Annotated in this window: 14 protein-coding genes and 1 pseudogene; 9 read left to right on the forward strand and 6 right to left on the reverse strand. The window is 63.5% G+C overall.

Annotated features, from left to right (window positions below; genetic code table 11):
• The first annotated feature begins 136 nt into the window (after positions 1 to 136).
• Positions 137 to 1237 (forward strand): CaiB/BaiF CoA transferase family protein, encoded by a 1101-nt coding sequence (locus tag CLV47_RS09475; protein WP_106348785.1) that lies wholly within the window; start codon positions 137 to 139, stop codon positions 1235 to 1237.
• Positions 1238 to 1320: 83 nt separating this feature from the next.
• On the forward strand, positions 1321 to 1719 hold the full coding sequence (locus CLV47_RS09480; protein WP_106348786.1) for a phage holin family protein: 399 nt from the start codon (positions 1321 to 1323) through the stop codon (positions 1717 to 1719).
• A gap of 20 nt (positions 1720 to 1739) precedes the next feature.
• On the opposite strand, the gene CLV47_RS09485 is transcribed toward CLV47_RS09480, so the two are convergent.
• The gene (locus CLV47_RS09485) at positions 1740 to 2513 is read right to left on the reverse strand and encodes an SDR family NAD(P)-dependent oxidoreductase (protein WP_106348787.1); all 774 of its coding nucleotides are present in this window, start codon (positions 2511 to 2513) and stop codon (positions 1740 to 1742) included.
• Between the two features lie 216 nt (positions 2514 to 2729).
• Here CLV47_RS09485 and CLV47_RS09490 point away from each other — a divergent pair, with 216 nt between their 5' ends.
• Together CLV47_RS09490 and CLV47_RS09495 are read left to right on the forward strand one after the other, a co-directional pair.
• On the forward strand, positions 2730 to 3989 hold the full coding sequence (locus CLV47_RS09490; protein ID WP_106348788.1) for an acetyl-CoA C-acetyltransferase: 1260 nt from the start codon (positions 2730 to 2732) through the stop codon (positions 3987 to 3989).
• 230 nt (positions 3990 to 4219) lie between these two features.
• A complete protein-coding gene (locus CLV47_RS09495; protein ID WP_106348789.1) occupies positions 4220 to 5374 on the forward strand; it encodes a serine hydrolase domain-containing protein in 1155 nt (384 codons plus the stop codon).
• Positions 5375 to 5411: 37 nt separating this feature from the next.
• On the opposite strand, the gene CLV47_RS09500 is transcribed toward CLV47_RS09495, so the two are convergent.
• On the reverse strand, positions 5412 to 6539 hold the full coding sequence (locus CLV47_RS09500) for a GNAT family N-acetyltransferase (protein ID WP_106348790.1): 1128 nt from the start codon (positions 6537 to 6539) through the stop codon (positions 5412 to 5414).
• A gap of 209 nt (positions 6540 to 6748) precedes the next feature.
• Here CLV47_RS09500 and CLV47_RS09505 point away from each other — a divergent pair, with 209 nt between their 5' ends.
• Both CLV47_RS09505 and CLV47_RS09510 read left to right on the forward strand, forming a co-directional pair.
• Positions 6749 to 7072, forward strand: coding sequence for an ArsR/SmtB family transcription factor (locus CLV47_RS09505; protein ID WP_238145302.1), 324 nt, complete (start codon positions 6749 to 6751; stop codon positions 7070 to 7072).
• A complete protein-coding gene (locus CLV47_RS09510) occupies positions 7069 to 7551 on the forward strand; it encodes an SRPBCC family protein (protein WP_106348791.1) in 483 nt (160 codons plus the stop codon). Before CLV47_RS09505 ends, CLV47_RS09510 begins: the two co-directional genes overlap by 4 nt.
• Positions 7552 to 7640: 89 nt before the next feature.
• On the opposite strand, the gene CLV47_RS09515 is transcribed toward CLV47_RS09510, so the two are convergent.
• Positions 7641 to 9233 carry an FAD-dependent oxidoreductase gene (locus CLV47_RS09515; protein WP_170111014.1) on the reverse strand — a complete coding sequence of 531 codons (1593 nt, stop codon included), beginning with the start codon at positions 9231 to 9233 and terminating at the stop codon, positions 7641 to 7643.
• 156 nt (positions 9234 to 9389) lie between these two features.
• Here CLV47_RS09515 and CLV47_RS09520 point away from each other — a divergent pair, with 156 nt between their 5' ends.
• On the forward strand, positions 9390 to 10457 hold the full coding sequence (locus CLV47_RS09520) for an LLM class flavin-dependent oxidoreductase (protein WP_106348793.1): 1068 nt from the start codon (positions 9390 to 9392) through the stop codon (positions 10455 to 10457).
• Positions 10458 to 10506: 49 nt separating this feature from the next.
• Here CLV47_RS09520 and CLV47_RS09525 read toward each other — a convergent pair whose 3' ends face one another.
• A complete protein-coding gene (locus CLV47_RS09525) occupies positions 10507 to 11136 on the reverse strand; it encodes a TetR/AcrR family transcriptional regulator (RefSeq protein WP_106348794.1) in 630 nt (209 codons plus the stop codon).
• A gap of 104 nt (positions 11137 to 11240) precedes the next feature.
• Between CLV47_RS09525 and CLV47_RS09530 the strand changes: the two genes are divergently transcribed.
• On the forward strand, positions 11241 to 12263 hold the full coding sequence (locus CLV47_RS09530) for a hypothetical protein (protein ID WP_106348795.1): 1023 nt from the start codon (positions 11241 to 11243) through the stop codon (positions 12261 to 12263).
• A 40-nt stretch (positions 12264 to 12303) separates the two neighbouring features.
• A complete protein-coding gene (locus CLV47_RS22020; protein ID WP_170111015.1) occupies positions 12304 to 12474 on the forward strand; it encodes a hypothetical protein in 171 nt (56 codons plus the stop codon).
• A 249-nt stretch (positions 12475 to 12723) separates the two neighbouring features.
• Here CLV47_RS22020 and CLV47_RS22480 read toward each other — a convergent pair whose 3' ends face one another.
• Both CLV47_RS22480 and CLV47_RS22770 read right to left on the reverse strand, forming a co-directional pair.
• The gene (locus CLV47_RS22480; RefSeq protein WP_238145303.1) at positions 12724 to 13191 is read right to left on the reverse strand and encodes an HYR domain-containing protein; all 468 of its coding nucleotides are present in this window, start codon (positions 13189 to 13191) and stop codon (positions 12724 to 12726) included.
• A 105-nt stretch (positions 13192 to 13296) separates the two neighbouring features.
• Positions 13297 to 15687 (reverse strand): annotated as a pseudogene (locus tag CLV47_RS22770) (HYR domain-containing protein); the annotation flags it as partial.
• Between the last annotated feature and the right edge of the window lie 590 nt (positions 15688 to 16277).

Consider the following 16277-nt stretch of genomic DNA (forward strand, 5'->3'; position numbering starts at 1 on the left):
TGGCGAGACCCCGCACCAAGTAGGAAAGACGCCGGTCGAGGCATCGATTCCTGGCCGAAGCAAGCCGTGGCGGGCCGTTCCGGCTAATGTGCGACATAGCGAAAAACCCTACGCATCACTAACGAAGGAGCACTCCATGGCTGGACCACTCACCGGTCTGAAGGTCGTCGAACTGGGCGGCATCGGGCCCGGACCCCATGCGGCAATGTTGCTGTCCGATCTCGGCGCCGACGCCGTACGGGTGGAGCGACCCGCGGGCGGGCTGAGTCTGCGCAACGGCGCGAAAACCGACTGGTCACAGCGCGGACGCCGCTCGGTTGCCGCCGACATGAAGACCGACGAAGGCGTGGCCCTCGTTCGCGCGTTAATCACTAAGGCCGACGTCGTCATCGACGGATTTCGCCCCGGCGTGGCCGAACGCCTCGGAATCGGACCGGACGAGTTCACCGAGTCCAACCCCGGGCTCGTGTTCGCGCGGATGACCGGCTGGGGTCAAGCCGGTCCGCTGTCCTCGGCGGTCGGACACGACATCAACTACATCGGGCTGACCGGCATGCTGCACGCGATGGGGACGACCAATGCCCCACCGTCACCACCGCTCAACCTGGTCGGCGACTTCGGCGGCGGCTCGCTCTATCTCGTGCTCGGCGTACTCGCGGCACTGCACGAACGCGGCCAGTCCGGACGCGGCCAGGTGGTCGACGCCGCGATTGTCGACGGCGTCAGTTCCCTCGGCCAGCCCATCTGGTCGCTGCTCAACGGCGGGGTCTGGCAGAACCGCCGGCAGGCCAACATCCTCGATGGTGCCGCACCGTTTTACCGCACGTACCCTTGCTCCGACGGCAAGTACGTCGCTGTGGGCGCGATCGAGCCGCAGTTCTACGCGGCCCTGCTGACCGGTCTCGAGCTAGACCCGAAAGACCTGCCGACGCAGATGGACCAAAGCACCTGGGCCGACGTCAATAAGCAGTTTGCCGAGATTTTCGCGTCCCGCACCCGCGCCGACTGGGAACAGGTCTTCGGCGGCACCGATGCCTGCGTAACGCCCGTGCTGGACTTCGATGAGGCCGCGGCCAACACGCATCTGCGTGAGCGTGGCGCGCTCATCGAGATCGACGGCGTGGTGCAGTCCGGTGTCGCTCCACGCTTCTCGCGGAGCGCGACCGACGTACCTAAGGCCCCGACCACACCCGGATCGAGCACGGACGAGGTCTGCGCGGACTGGGGTATCAAGTAACCGTCGTTCGGTCGCCCGGGTTGCGCGCTTCGCGCACCCGGCGGCCGCGTGCGGTTATCCGCGTCCACGCATAGCATGACCAAATGCGGATCCTTGCCCGAATCATCGCCACCGCCCTGGCGACGGCACTCGCTGCATGGTTGGTCAGCGGCATCACGCTCGGCGGAGGCACCGATCAGCGCAAGATCCTGACCCTTGTCTGCGTCGCGGTCATCATCGGCATTGTCAACGCCGTCGTACGCCCGATTGTCACCGTCCTGTCCGGCTGCATCGTGGTGCTGACCCTCGGCCTGTTCCTGCTTGTCATCAACGCGCTGATGCTGCTACTCAGCTCCTGGGTCGCCGGCAAACTCGGCCTCGGCTTCCACGTCGACGGGTTCTGGCCGGCGTTGTGGGGTTCCATCATCATCAGCATCGTCAGTGGCGCCATTTACGCGGTGCTGCGCCCGCACCGAGACGATCGATCCGCGAACCACCACTGAACCAGACCCCGTCCACAGCGCTAGTGTGCGCCGTACGCCGAACCGCCGTCGACCTTGATAATCGTGCCGGTCGTGTACGACGACGCGTCACTGGCGAGATAGAGCGCGGCGCCGACGATCTCGCCCGGCTGTCCCCCGCGCTGCAATGGGATGTCGTTTTGTGCCCGCCGCTCGAAGGCCTCCATGTCCCATGCCTCGGAGATATCGGTCAGGAACGGTCCCGGCATGATGCCGTTGACTCGGACCGTCGGCGAGAAGCCGCGGGCCAGGCCGAGAGTCATCGCGTTGAGACCCGATTTGGCCATGGCGTAAGGAATTATGTCGCCGCGGGGAGCAACTGATCCGGTGCTCGAGACGTTGATGATCACGCCACCACCGGCAGACACCATCTGTTCACCGACGAGTGCAGACAGCCGGAATGGACCTTTCAGATTTACGTCGAGGACCTTGTTGAACAGTTCCTCCGATACGTCGGTGAGCTTGTCGTAGAGCGGCGACATGCCGGCGTTGTTGACGAGTACGTCGATCTTGCCGAACCGCTCAAGCACGGTCGAGGCGAGTCGGTCGCAGTCGGCCCACTTACCAACGTGACATCCGATCCCGAGGGCGGTCGCGCCGGTTGCAGCGGTGATCTCCTTCGCGGTCTCGATGCAGCTGTCTTCCTTGCGACTGGCCACGACGACGGTCGCGCCTTGTTCGGCGAAGGCGAAGGCCATCTCCCGGCCAAGTCCGCGACTACCACCGGTAATTACGGCGATTTTGTCATCGAGACGGAATGGGGGCGTTGCAGGCATAAGCGTCCTTCCGGTTGAAACCGACGTTGTCTTGCTATCACATTCTGCACAAATGTCCGATAGCCGGGCACTGGCGGCGGGCGCTAGGCTAATGCGACGTAACATAATGGAGCATCGACACAATCGTCGTGTTTTCTTCAGATGACTCTTCACGATCGGCCACGGTGCCGCCTCGCTGAGGATGTCCAGGTTCTCATTTAGGCAGGGAGCATCACCATGGCAGACGCTTACATCATCGACGCGGCGCGCACGCCTCGCGGTATCGGCAAGGTCGGGAAGGGGTCGCTCGCGCATCTGCACCCGCAGCACCTGGCCGCGACCGTCCTGAAGGCAATCAAGGAACGCAACAACCTCGACACCAAGGACGTGCAGGACGTCATCTGGTCGACCTCGACGCAGGAAGGCAAGCAGGGCGGCGACATGGGCCGGATGGCTGCCCTCGACGCCGGCTTCGACCAGACCGTCAGTGGTGTGTCGCTGGACCGCTTCTGCGGCGGCGGCATTTCGTCGGTCGCGTTTGCGACGGCTCAGGTCATGAGTGGCATGGAAGACCTGGTCATCGCCGGTGGCACCGAGATGATGAGCCTGACCGGCACCATGGCGGCACAGAAGCGTGAAGCTGGTCTGCCGCCGGCCCTGATGGGTTCGCACAACGAGCACCTGGACGAGATCCACCCCCAGTCGCATCAGGGCATCTGCGGCGACGCGATCGCGGCGATGGAAGGCATCTCCCGCGAGGCGCTGGATGCACTGGGCCTGGAGAGCCAGAAGCGCGCCAAGATCGCTCAGGACGAAGGACGATTCGACAAGTCGATCATCCCGGTCTACAACGAGGACGGCTCGCTCGCGCTGGACAAGGACGAGTACCCGCGCCCGGGCACGACCGCCGAGTCCCTGGCAAACCTCAAGCCGGCGTTCACCGCGCTTGCCGACGCGCCGTACGACGAGGAGGGTCACACCTTCCGCAATCAGATCAACCGCAAGTTCCCGGACCTGAAGATCGAGCCGGTGCACCATGCCGGTAACTCCTCGGGCGTTGTCGATGGTGCGGCCGCGGTCCTGGTCGCCTCGAAGGAGTACGCCGACAAGCACGGCCTGAAGCCGCGCGCCCGCGTCGTCGCCACCGTCAACATGGGTGACGATCCGACGCTGATGCTCAACGCTCCGGTCCCGGCTGCGAAGAAGGTCCTTGAGCGGGCCGGCTTGACCAAGGACGACATCGATCTGTGGGAGGTCAACGAGGCCTTCGCGGTCGTGACCGAGAAGTTCATCCGCGACATGGACATCGACCGCGCGAAGATCAACGTCAACGGCGGCGCCATCGCGCTCGGCCACCCGATCGGGGCGACCGGCTCGATGCTGATCGGTACCGTCTTGGACGAGCTCGAGCGCACCGGCGGCCGCTACGGCCTGGTCACCATGTGCGCCGCAGGCGGCATGGCTCCGGCGATCATCATCGAACGCGTCGACAGCTAACAGCACTCAACAAAGCGGGCGGGCACACACTGTGCCCGCCCGCTTTTGTGTTACCGAGAATTCTCGCGGGATGCTGACCACCCATATTTGGTTCCTTGTCTCCCCGTTGTACCGGCTAAAGACGCGTGACAAGCAGGAGGTCGCAGTCACGAGGGACCGAAGCGACGTCCGGCGCCGGCTTCGACAGGACGATTGCCGAACGTACGCCGCGGGTGGTACAGACTTAACTTATGACTGATGTGATTGCACAATCCCTGCAACGCGCGGTGAGTTCAGGTGCCGTCCCGATGGCTATCGGGATAGTCGCGGACCGCGATGGAGTCTTGTACGACGGCTCCGCGGGGGTGCGTAGTCCCGGATCCGACGATCGGGTCGATAGCAACTCGCTTCTGCGGATGGCGTCGATGACCAAGATCGTCACGACCGTCGCGGCCCTGCACGCGGTCGAGGAAGGACTGCTCAACCTCGCTGCGCCAGTCGCGTCGTACTGTCCGGAGTTCGCCGACCTGAAGGTCCTGGAGGGCTTCGATGGGGACACCCCGCGACTGCGCGCGCCGGCCACGCAGGCGACGGTGCATCAACTGATCACCCACACCTCGGGGCTCGGGTACGACGTGTGGGACGGTGACTTGTTCCGGTGGGCTCAGATCACCGGCACGCCAAGCATCCTAGAACGCAAACGCGCGGTCTTCGCCACGCCGTTGACGTCAGATCCTGGCACCCGGTGGGAGTACTCGCTCAGTACGGACTGGCTCGGCCTCGTACTGGAGGCCGTGTGCGGCAAACCTCTCGACCAGGTGGTCCGCGACCGCGTCACTGGTCCGCTCGGCATGGACGACACGGGCTTCTCACCGGAAGAGCTCGATATGGCGCGCGCCGTACCAACACACACCCTGGCCGGTGGGAAGTGGGTTGCGGCTCCGCTGACGACAAACCCGGACGCGGAGTTCATCAGTGGCGGCGGCGGCCTGTGGTCCACCCCTGCGGACTACGCCAAGTTTCAGCGCATGCTTCTGCGCGGCGGCGAACTGGACGGCGCTCGGATCCTCCCGGAAACCGTAGTCGAGCAAGCATTCTCCAATCAGATCGGCGACCTGTCGGTGCCCGGCACGATCCCCAGCTACAACCTGGCGGCGTCGGCACCGTTCGACTTCGGTGACGGACACAAGTGGGGCTACGGGCTCCTGCTCAACACAGCGACCAAGCCCGGGCATCGTCGCGCCTGGAGTGGTTGTTGGTGGGGCCTGATCAACACGCATTACTGGATCGATCGCGACAGTGGCATCACGGCGTCGTTCTACTCGCAGTTGCTGCCGTTCTATACCCCCGAATATGTCAGCGCGCTGGACGACTTCGAGCAGGCGGTCTACGAGACGTATCCCTGACCCTCCACAACGGTCAGCGCGTCGCGAACGGATGACCTTATTCGGTCGCTTCCATGAGATTGCGCCGCGGCCGCGGCCGAGTGAGAAGGTGGTCGAAGAGCACCGGCGTAATCTCCGGACACGCCGCCAGCACGGTAGCCACGTCGCCGAACTGCTCTAACTCTTCCAAGATCACCCGAGTCGGGGTCATCACCTTTAGTTCGGCCGTAGCGCCTCGTCGCAGCACCTCGCTCACCGGCAGCCATTCGGACTTAAATGCCTCTGTGGTGGTGTTCTGGGGCGACCGCTCATCGTCGGACGGCAGGTGCGCCACCATGAAATGCACTTGGAACCGCTTCGGGACGCCAGGCGGGGTCGTCCAGTCATCCCACGGAATCAATTCGTCCGGCCTCAGCTGGACGCCGGTTTCCTCGGCTACCTCGCGAATTCCGGTCGCAAGGATGACGCGTACGGCGAACCGAGGATCCTCGGCCTGCCGAACGTACGCCGAGTCGCGCCAAACGTCGACCAGCTCATCGAGCTGCTCATCGGGAACCTGCGCCGCGTGCTCGGCGTCAACCGGGTCGACACGCCCGCCAGGAAAAACGACCACCCCAGGGGCAAAGTCCATGGTCTGCACGCGGTGCTGCACGAAGACCTCAAGCCCCGCATCACCATCGCGGACGGGGATCACGCTCACCGCCGGCCGCGGCACGACGCCGGGCGCAATCGGCCTCATCATGACGATCCGCTTATCAGCAGGTGTCGGGTTCTCTGACATCGTGACCGGCTCCCGGCCGGCGGGCTGTTCGACGGGTGCGAAGCCGAGGGCCCGGAAGAACGGTTCGTTGCCGGGTACGTCGGTAAACGCGGCAAGACTCAGCGCGTCACCACCGCGAGTCGCGACCAGCTGGACGGCGGCGTACACCAATTCCGTGCCGCGCCCCTGGCGTGTCTGGTCTGGTCGAACGACGATCCGCTCAAGGTTGAACCTGCCGTCGACCTCACTTATGTGTGCAAACCCGACTGCAGGCTCACCAACCACCAGCAGCGTTCCGTCGCGGTCCGGCGTACCCAAACCGTCCGGCAAGTCCGGGATCATCCGAGCTGTCGCTGCCTCAATCTCTTGTATAAGGGGAAAGTCTCGCTCTTGCGCGACCCGTGTGTGCCCAACCCGTTCCGCCATGTCTCTCCCTGTCACCGACTGCGTCTCTCCTGAACCTACAACCAATACAACGAATCCACGCAAAAGTACCGGTGCCGGACTGGTCTCCGGCGCCACGCGCCGATACCGCCGACGACCGGCCGACTCGCGGGACAGAACGGTCCACCTGCACGCAAATGGCCCTCGATCCGCCCTTGGCAAACCATTCCGTTAGTGGTAACTTACCGTTCGTGCCCACTTACGAAGCAAGCGATGAATGGTCCATCCTCGGCGACCGGACCAGGCGTGCCATCGTCGAATGCCTGGCTACCCGGCCTCGTGCGGTCGGCGAGATTGCGGACGAGCTGCCGGTGACCCGGCCCGCGGTGTCACAGCACCTGAAGGTCCTCAAGGACGCGGGACTGGTCACCGAACAGGCCGCCGGCACTCGCCGCATCTACCGGCTCAACCCCGCCGGCGTCGCCGCTTTGCGTGATCAGCTGGACACGTTCTGGAACCGGGCGCTGTCCGGATATTCGGACATCGCGGACGAACCAACCAAGGAGAAACCATGACCACTACTGCCGATGAAGTAGTACTCAAGCAGGTCCTCATCGAGGCGCCGATCGAGCGCGCATTCGCCGTGTTCACGGAGCGATTCGGCGACTTCAAACCACCCGAGCACAACTTGCTCCAGTCCCCTATCACCGAGACCGTGTTTGAAAATCATGTCGGTGGGCACATCTACGACCGCGCCGCCGATGGCAGCGAATGCCGATGGGCACGTGTCCTCGCCTTCGAACCACCGCACCGGGTCGTGTTCAGCTGGGACATCGATCCACAGTGGCGCGTCGAGACCAACCCGGACAATACGAGCGAGGTAGAGGTCCGGTTCATCTCAGAGTCTCCACAACGCACGCGGGTCGAGCTCGAGCATCGCCACATCGACAGGCACGGTCCCGGGTGGGAATCTGTGCGCGATGGCGTGGCGGGCGACGCGGGATGGCCGCTGTACCTTTCGCGGTACGTCGCATTGTTCCCCGAGAGCAGCTAAACCACTCGTACAACGTCATGCGTTTCGGTCGTGGCGACAACCGAAACGCATGACGTCATCTGGGCCGCAGGTGTACGCCGACCGCTCCGCTACCTGCCGTTCACGTGCGGCGTCTCAGCCGCAGCGTGTGCGCCGGCGACCCGACCGAAGACGATCCCTTCGGCGAGATTTCCGCCGCCCTGATAGGCGAACTGAAACACCGAGCAGATCTCGCCTGCCGCATACAGACGCGGGATGGGCTCGTCGTTCCAGTCCAGTACGCGGCGCCTCGCGTCGGCGCGTATCCCGCCTTTGGTGTTTGGTCCGCCCGGGTAGAGCGGTATGGCGTAGAACGGCGGTGTGATGACCGGACCCATGGTGGCCGGATCCCGCTCGAAGTCGGCGTCGTACCCGCGAGCGCACGAATCGTTCCAGCTGTCCACTGTCGCGGCGAGCGTCTTGGCATCCATCGACTTGCGACTGTCGGAATGACGGTTGATCTCCTCGCCCAATAGTTCCAGCGTCGGTGCCGTCAAGATCCAGCCTTGCTCGAGGGCTTTGCGGTTGTCCTCGCCCCATTCCAGGCCGTGATAGGCAAGAGTCGGCAGGCTGATCACGGGGCCGCGGTCCATCATCGTGGCGTCAAAGATCATCCACGACGGTATTCGTGGGTACTCCAACTTTTGCGTGTCGAAGTGCAACGCGTCTTTGTAGAAGAAGTAGCGACTCGGGTCCTTGGTAATGGTCCGTTCGGATGCGTAGCGCCGCCCGCCGTTGTCGACCACGATCTCGTTGGGTTTGCCTACACCAGAGGTGTTCAGGCCGATTCGCAGGCCGTTGCGTCGTTCCGGGATCGCGCAGATGACCCTGCCCGCGACCATTCCCACGGCGGAGAGTGCGGCACCGGCACGCAGCGCCATCTGGATGCCGTCACCGGTATTGGCCTCGGATCCATAGAACGCCCAGCCGTCGATGCCGGGGCCCGGGAGAAACGCCTTGCGCATCTTCGGGTTGTACTCAAAACCGCCCGACGCGATGATGACCGCCCGGTTCGCGTGGAACTCGCGGTCGCCATCGTCGTGCTTTGCCCGCACACCAGTGATTTCGCCGGTCGCATCGATAATCAGGTCCGCCGCCGCGGTGGCGAAGTGGACCGGTATCGAACGTGATTCGATCCCCATCATCAGGCACGCATAGAACGCCTCGCCCGATTCCTTGAGCTCCTTCGGAGTATCCGACGTACGCCCGCGAAGCGCGGTCTCGTCTGCTTGTCCGGTATATGTGGAAACCGCGACACCGTACTTGGACTCGGCGGCACCCGGAAAGTCGGGAAAGGCCGCACCCACTCTGATCGGAGTCTGGAAGGAAGAGTCGAGCCCGCGCATAAACTCGGCGTTCTGCGGCGCATTGTCTGCCCAGATCCGCGCGAGCTCGTCGACGAACTCCTCCTGCTCACCCTCAAGCTGGTTGGGCAGGTTGCGGCCACTGAACATCGCGGTCGCATACTCCATAAGCGCTTCGCGATCCCCGTCGGGATCTGGGCTGTGGAAACCACCCTGGCTCCTGCGCGTGTTGGGTAGGTGCGCATCATGCGGCTGCTTCTCGATCACGATCACGGACGCACCGGCATCATGCGCCGCGATCGCCGCACACGAGCCGGCGGCACCTAGACCAACGATGATTACATCGGCTGAGTAGGACACGGTCATACGGTCTGCCTCATTCACAATTCCACCGCGGCGGCGTCTCATCGCCGATCGGTCGGTGTTGCTGAGAGACACTAGTTAGTGAAAGTGTAGGTAGTCAACAACGAATGATTTGACAATCGGGCTTCAGGTCAAGTCGAGACGGAGATATACATGGCGACAGAAATTCCGATTGAGACGTCACTTTTAGGTCGTGAGGTCATGCTCAATCTCATGATCTCGGCGCAGTATCCGGTGCAAGACGATCCGGTCGCGCGGTTCTCCGAGCAGCTAGAACAGACGCGTTTCGCCCGCGACCACGGCTTCGACGGAGTGATCGCCACGCAGCACTACCTGGCCTATCCGTTCCAGTACTTGCATCCGCTGGCCATCCTGGCACGGCTGGTCCCCGAGACCGGCGACATGCGCATCGCTACCGGAATCAGTCTGTCGGCGCTGGCTCATCCGGTCGACCTCGCCGAGCAACTCGCGACCGTCGATATCATGTCGAATGGGCGCCTGTCGGTGGGCGTCGGACTCGGTTACCGCGACCTCGAGTTCGCCGCCTTCGGGCTCGGCAAGAAGGGGCGGCTCAAACGCTATCTCGACAACATCGACCTTATGCGGCAGTTGTGGACCTCCGACCGGGTCACCGCAGACTTGGACCACGCGCGACTCGACGACGTACCGATCGCGCTGCGCCCGGTCCAGCGTCCGCACCCACCGCTCTCGATGGCCGCGCATTCGAAGACGGCGATCGAACGAACCGCGAAAATGGGGATCCCCTGGGCCGCAGCGGCTGCGCATGTCGATGGCGACTACTTCCGGCAACAGGTCGACATCTTCCGCCGGGCCTGTACGACGTACGGCAACGAGGGACTGCCCATGATCGTCGGGCACGAACTCTATGTCGCCAGTACCGAGGAGGCGGCGCTCGACGTCGTACGCCGGTCCCTGGCCGTCAAGTACGCCGCCTACCAACAGTGGGGGCAGGACACCGTGCTGCCCGAGAGCCAGAGTTTCGACAAGGAATTCGAGGAGCTGCGCAAAGGACGCTTCATCATCGGTGATCCCGCGACGTGCGCCCGCCAGCTTCAGACGCTCATTGACGACGTACAACCAGCACAACTCACCCTCCGGATGAACTGGCCGGGCATGACCCGCGACGAGCTGATGAGCGGGCTCGAGTTGTTCGTCAACGAGGTCATGCCTCAGGTGCCGGCCCTACGCCCCACCGCTTGACCCGGGCGACACGACCCTGAATCTCGTCGAACTTCCTGAACGCAGTTCGTCAATCGCGGTGGCGTCTTTCGGCAGCATCCATCGCGGGGAGCAGAGGTGCGAGCGCAGTTCGTAGCAGATCAGGCAACGAACCAGATGGGACGACGATCCCACTGCTCGACGAGGGCTGCACCCACGCGTCAAGCGCGACCCGGACGGCGGCGCCCACGCTGGCCGCGAGCACGCGTGCTGTCAGCGGGTCGATAAGGGCGCAGCGCTCCACAAGGACATCAGCGAGCGGGCTCTCGATCATCGCGGCGGCGTCGATGTACGACGCACGCAGCGTCGGATTGGTCGTGATCAGCAGCAATACATCGCGAGCGTGTTTATCTGGCTCAACGTACTGGCCCACGACGGCGTCGACGACAGCAGCGGAGAGGCTGACGTCCACAGGGCGAGCGATCACGGCCGCCGCCACTCGCGACTCCCTGTCCGCGGTGATGGCGGCGATAATCGCCTGCTCTCGGCTCGAGAAGTAGTTGTTGTAGGTTCTCGGCGCCACGCCGGCAGCCTCGGCGATGTCATTGACGCGCAGACTGTCGAGCCCCCGCTCCAGGGCCAGTTGGAGCGCGGCCGCAGACAGAGCTTCTCTTGTGGCGTGCTTCTTCTGTTCGCGCAGGCCGGTTCGACGTGTCGTCACGAGTTCAGTGTCGCATTATTATTGCGTGTGCGCAATTTTGCGCGCACGCACTTTCTCAGATACTGTCGACGCGAACTTCCACTCTCAATACGTAAGGACTACCCATGCGAGCCAAGGGCATGACGTACGACACCGGATTTCTGCGTTCGGGCACCAACTCACGGCCGTGGTTCGACCCCGAGATCGTCAAGCGGGAACTGACCATCATCCGCGACGATCTACATTGCAATGCCGTCCACGTCACCGGCGGCGACGCCGACCGACTGGAGCTGGCCGCGCGGTACGCCGCCGAGCTCGGGTTGGAGGTCTGGTTCTCGCCGTACCCTTTGGAGCAGACCGCCAGCGAGAGCCTGGAGCTGTTCGTCGATTGCGCGGAGCGGGCCGAGCGGCTACGCGCCGAGGGGGCCGACGTCGTGTTCGTGGCTGGTGTCGAACTGACGATCATGAACAGGGGGTTCGTCGCCGGTGATGACGTCGAAGCGCGACTAGGCGTGCTACTTGCCGACCCTGACGGACTACCCGAACGAATTGCCGCACTCAGCAAACGGCTCAACGACTTCCTCGGCGAGGCAGTGCCCGCGATTCGCGAGCGCTTTCGGGGCATGGTTACCTACGCCGCCATACCGTTCGAGCATGTGGATTGGGAGCTATTCGACTTCGTCACGGTCGAACTAATCCGATCCGCCGAGGTCGCCGACCAGTTCCGAGAAGGCGTACGCAAGCTGGTCGCGCAAGGGAAGCCGGTCGCGATCACCGGCTTCGGCACCGCAACCTGGAGCGGCGCTAGTGACGTCGCCCCGCGCAGCATGGAGGTCATCGAGTACGACAACGCCGGTGTCCCTGTACGGCTGAAAGAGGAGTTGATCCGTGATGAGACCGGCCAGGCTTCGTACCTGACCGATCTGCTCGAGATCTTCGACTCCGAAGGTGTGGACAGCGCCTTCGTGTTCCTTTTCGCTCTATACAATCTGCCGCACCGACCGAACGGTGATCCGCGAGATGACTTGGATCTGGCCAGCCTCGGCATCGTGAAGGTCCTCGAAGAGGGTCACGGAGTCACCTACCCTGACATGCCCTGGGAACCCAAGGCCGCTTTCGCCACTCTCGCTGAGCGCTATTCCGAGTGATCCGCGCAGCAGGCCGAGGGCTGGCTGTCGTGATCCGCTCATGACTGGACCACCACCCCGATCACTGCGAGCCTCGTACGAGGCGCTATCGAGCTCGAACTGGCCGGGCACGGTTATCGACGGTCACACCGTCGCTCAGTCGGCGACGTCCGGCGGGAACACCCGCACCATCGATTTCCTGCGCCGGGCGCTCAAGCGCGCCGCCGATTAGGCGCACCCCGGTAATCATGCAGATCGCTGTCGAGTCGCCAGATCCAGCCGCCAAGCAGGCGATTGTCGCGATCCGCACTGCGGACTGCGGACTGCTCGCCGACATCCTGACCACTCGCCCAGACCTGGCGAGTGCCCGCGTGTCGGGTATCGGGGACGAACGATGCTGCACATCGCGACCGATGATCCCATGCCGTAAGCCCTTTCAAATCTCGAAAGGCAGGAACCACCGCGCTGCCAGTTGCCACGTTTACCAGTCGCGTCGTGGCCCGCGGCGAGTGCCCGTGACCAGCAGCACTCCCCCAAGCAGGATTGCGGCGATCGCGGCGATCCCAAGGCTACTAAGCGGTGACCCGGTACTGGCCAGAGCGCGCGCCGTTGTCGAGGCGGTCGCTCCCGAGGGCGTCGGATTCGTTGCAGACGAGTCGGTCGCTCCTGGCGGTGTTCCATTGGTGGGCGGTGCTACCGGTTGCGCTTGGACGGTAACCGTGAAGGTACCGGTAGCGAGATTTCCTGGGTCGCTCTGCACTGCGGCCCGCGCACTCATAACTCCCACGGTCGCCGTGCGGTCCGAGGCTGTACAGGTCACCGTTGTGGTCCCGATCGCGAACACCGAGCCGGACGGCGGCATGCAGCTCACAGGTACGTCACCGCTCACGAGGTCAGTGGCCGTGGCATCAAACGTGACCACGGCACCATTGGCGTCGCTCGCCGTCACGGTGATGTCATTCGGAAGGTGCAACGCCGGAGCCGTCGAATCTGCCACCGTCACCGAGAACGTACCGGTCGCGGTATTCCCGGCCGCATCCGTCGCTATACACGACACCGTCGTCGTCCCCAGAGCGAACGTCGACCCTGAAGTCGGCGTACAGACCACCACCGGACTCGGATCCACATCATCAGTCGCCGTGACAGCAAACGTGACCGGCGCACCATCAGCGCCCGTCGCCTCAGCGACCATGTCAGTCGGCAACTGCAGGACCGGCGCCGTCGAATCGGTCACCGTCACCGAAAACGTACCGGTCCCGGTATTCCCGGCCGCATCCGTCGCTGTACACGACACTGTCGTCGTCCCCAGAGCGAACGTCGACCCTGAAGTCGGCGTACAGACCACCACCGGATTGGGATCCACATCATCAGTCGCCGTGACAGCAAACGTGACCGGCGCACCATCAGCGCCCGTCGCCTCAGCGACCATGTCAGTCGGCAACTGCAGGACCGGCGCCGTCATATCAGCCACCGTCACCAAGAAAGCACCGGTCGCCACATTCCCAGCATTGTCGGTCGCCGTACAGGACACCACTGTCGTCCCGACCGCGAAGACCGACCCTGACGGCGGCGCGCAATCCACCACCGGACTCGGATCCACATCATCAGTCGCGGTGGCGGTAAAGGTGACCGGAGCACCATCGGCGCCCGTCGCCGCCGCAGTCATGTCAATCGGAAGCTGCAACACCGGCGCCGTCGAATCGGTCACCGTCACCGAGAAAGCACCGGTCGCCGCATTCCCAGCATTGTCGGTCGCCGTGCACGACACCGTCGTCGTTCCGATTGGGAAGGCCGATCCCGACGGCGGCGCGCAACTCGGCACCACGACACCATCAACGGCATCATTCGCCGTGGCACCGAACGTGACCCCAGCGCCGTTCGCATCAGTCGCCATTACCGTCATGTCACTCGGCAAGCTCAGCATCGGCGCCGTCATATCAGCCACCGTCACCGAAAACGTACCGGTCCCGGTATTCCCGGCGGTGTCAGTCGCCGTACAGGACACCACTGTCGTCCCGACCGCGAAGACCGACCCTGACGGCGGCGCGCAATCCACCACCGGACTCGGATCCACATCATCAGTCGCGGTGGCGGTAAAGGTAACCGGAGCACCATCGGCGCCCATCGCCGCCACAGTCATGTCAATCGGAAGCTGCAACACCGGCGCCGTCGAATCGGTCACCGTCACCGAAAACGTACCGGTCCCGACATTCCCGGCGGCATCCGTCGCCGTGCACGACACCGGCGTGGTACCGATCGGTAATGTCGACCCCGACGCGGGCGAACAAGTGACCGGCACGTCACCACTCACTAGGTCGGTGGCGGTGGCATTAAAAGTCACCACAGCACCCGACGCGGACGTCGCTGACATACTTATATCCGCCGGTAGAGCAAGACTCGGCGGCGTTGAATCGACCACGGTCACCGAGAAACTATCGTTCGCCGAATTTCCTGCCGCATCCCTCGCCGTACATGACACCGTCGTCGTCCCCAGAGCGAACGTCGACCCTGAAGTCGGCGCGCAGGCCACCACCGGATTGGGATCCACATCATCAGTCGCGGTGGCGGTAAAGGTGACCGGAGCACCATCGGCGCCCGTCGCCTCAACGACGACATCAGCAGGCAACTGCAACACCGGCGGGGTCGTATCGACCATCGTCACGGTCACCGCGAAGGTACCGGACGCGAAATTCCCGGCCGCATCCGTCGCCGTGCACGACACCGGCGTGGTACCGATCGGGAACGTCGACCCCGACGCGGGCGAACAACTCGGCACCACGACACCATCAACGGCATCGTTCGCGGTCGCATTAAACGACACCACGGCACCCGACACGGACGTCGCCGGCACGCTGATATTCGCCGGCAAACTAAGAATCGGAGCCGTCGTATCGGCGACCGTCACCAAGAAACTCCCGGTCTGCGTATTGCTCGCCGCGTCCGTCGCCGTACACGACACCGTCGTTGTCCCGACTGGAAACGTCGACCCCGACGCGGGCGAACAAGTCGGCACCACGACACCATCAACGGCATCGTTCGCGGTCGCATTAAACGACACCACGGCACCCGACACGGACGTCGCCGGAACCGTCATATTCGCCGGCAGACTAAGAGTCGGAGGCGTGGTGTCGGATTGGCCGCCAGGAGTTTGGTCGCCGACGAAGGTAACCCCGGTAGTCGAGGAGTCGAAGGTTAGTGAGTACGTGCCAGTTTGGCCAGCAGTCGCCGAGGAGACGACGACGTACCAATATGTGTCATAGGCGGGAGCTGCGGTGGTTCCGAACGGTTGGCTGACACTCGATCCGACTACCGAGTCATAGCAATTTGCAATCGGGCTGTTCTCTAAAAACGCACCCTGGTAGAGGCCAATCGCGGGCGTGAACCCCGACGCGTTCACCGTCACGGTCATAGTGCTTCCGACTGTTCCCGCGGCAGTGTGAAACATGAGGGCCGAGTAGGGCACGGTAGTACTGCCGCTGGCCGGGGTGCAGTCACCCGGCCGGGCATAGGTGGGACTGCCCGACGTGAGAGACCCCGAAGCGGATGTTGAAGCAGCGTTGGCGACTGCGGGCCATACGGAGATGAGTAAGGCGAGACAGGCGCCGAAAACGATGACGGCACGGCGGAGCAACGACACGATATGACCCCCGGGTCAGCCAGATTCTCACAATATAATCACAGGTTGCCGGTCATAACCACAGGTAGACGTCGCATCGCACCCTGGAAGATCATGGATGTTTGGCCTGGTCTGGCCCGACTGGCAGCCTCCGGTCACGGTCGATTGCCCGTCGGAGGGATAATTCCAACCGTCTATTGGTGATCGCCGGTCGGCCGGAAGTAGAACCCTTAGGTCGTCTCATAACGGCATACGAAACGGCTGCCACGGCAGCGACCACGCGTGACCCTATTTAGCGATGTCGGTATCCAACGAGTGAAGTCGACCCCGGCCATGTCGATCGACTAATCCTGACTCGTAGGCCAGGATTAACGCCTGCACGTGATCGCGCACCTCGAGCTTCGCCAACGTTAGGTACA

Origin of the sequence: Antricoccus suffuscus (assembly GCF_003003235.1) — a bacterium.
GTDB classification, from domain to species: domain Bacteria; phylum Actinomycetota; class Actinomycetes; order Mycobacteriales; family Antricoccaceae; genus Antricoccus; species Antricoccus suffuscus.

Bases quoted from the DNA above. Each gene is read 5' to 3' on its own strand.
- CLV47_RS09520 (WP_106348793.1), top strand. From the start codon at position 9,390: ATGGCGACAGAAATTCCGATTGAGACGTCACTTTTAGGTCGTGAGGTC.
- CLV47_RS09485 (WP_106348787.1), bottom strand. From the start codon at position 2,513: ATGCCTGCAACGCCCCCATTCCGTCTCGATGACAAAATCGCCGTAATT.
- CLV47_RS09530 (WP_106348795.1), top strand. From the start codon at position 11,241: ATGCGAGCCAAGGGCATGACGTACGACACCGGATTTCTGCGTTCGGGC.
- CLV47_RS09500 (WP_106348790.1), bottom strand. From the start codon at position 6,539: ATGGCGGAACGGGTTGGGCACACACGGGTCGCGCAAGAGCGAGACTTT.
- CLV47_RS09495 (WP_106348789.1), top strand. From the start codon at position 4,220: ATGACTGATGTGATTGCACAATCCCTGCAACGCGCGGTGAGTTCAGGT.
- CLV47_RS22020 (WP_170111015.1), top strand. From the start codon at position 12,304: ATGACTGGACCACCACCCCGATCACTGCGAGCCTCGTACGAGGCGCTA.
- CLV47_RS09475 (WP_106348785.1), top strand. From the start codon at position 137: ATGGCTGGACCACTCACCGGTCTGAAGGTCGTCGAACTGGGCGGCATC.
- CLV47_RS09480 (WP_106348786.1), top strand. From the start codon at position 1,321: ATGCGGATCCTTGCCCGAATCATCGCCACCGCCCTGGCGACGGCACTC.
- CLV47_RS09490 (WP_106348788.1), top strand. From the start codon at position 2,730: ATGGCAGACGCTTACATCATCGACGCGGCGCGCACGCCTCGCGGTATC.
- CLV47_RS09510 (WP_106348791.1), top strand. From the start codon at position 7,069: ATGACCACTACTGCCGATGAAGTAGTACTCAAGCAGGTCCTCATCGAG.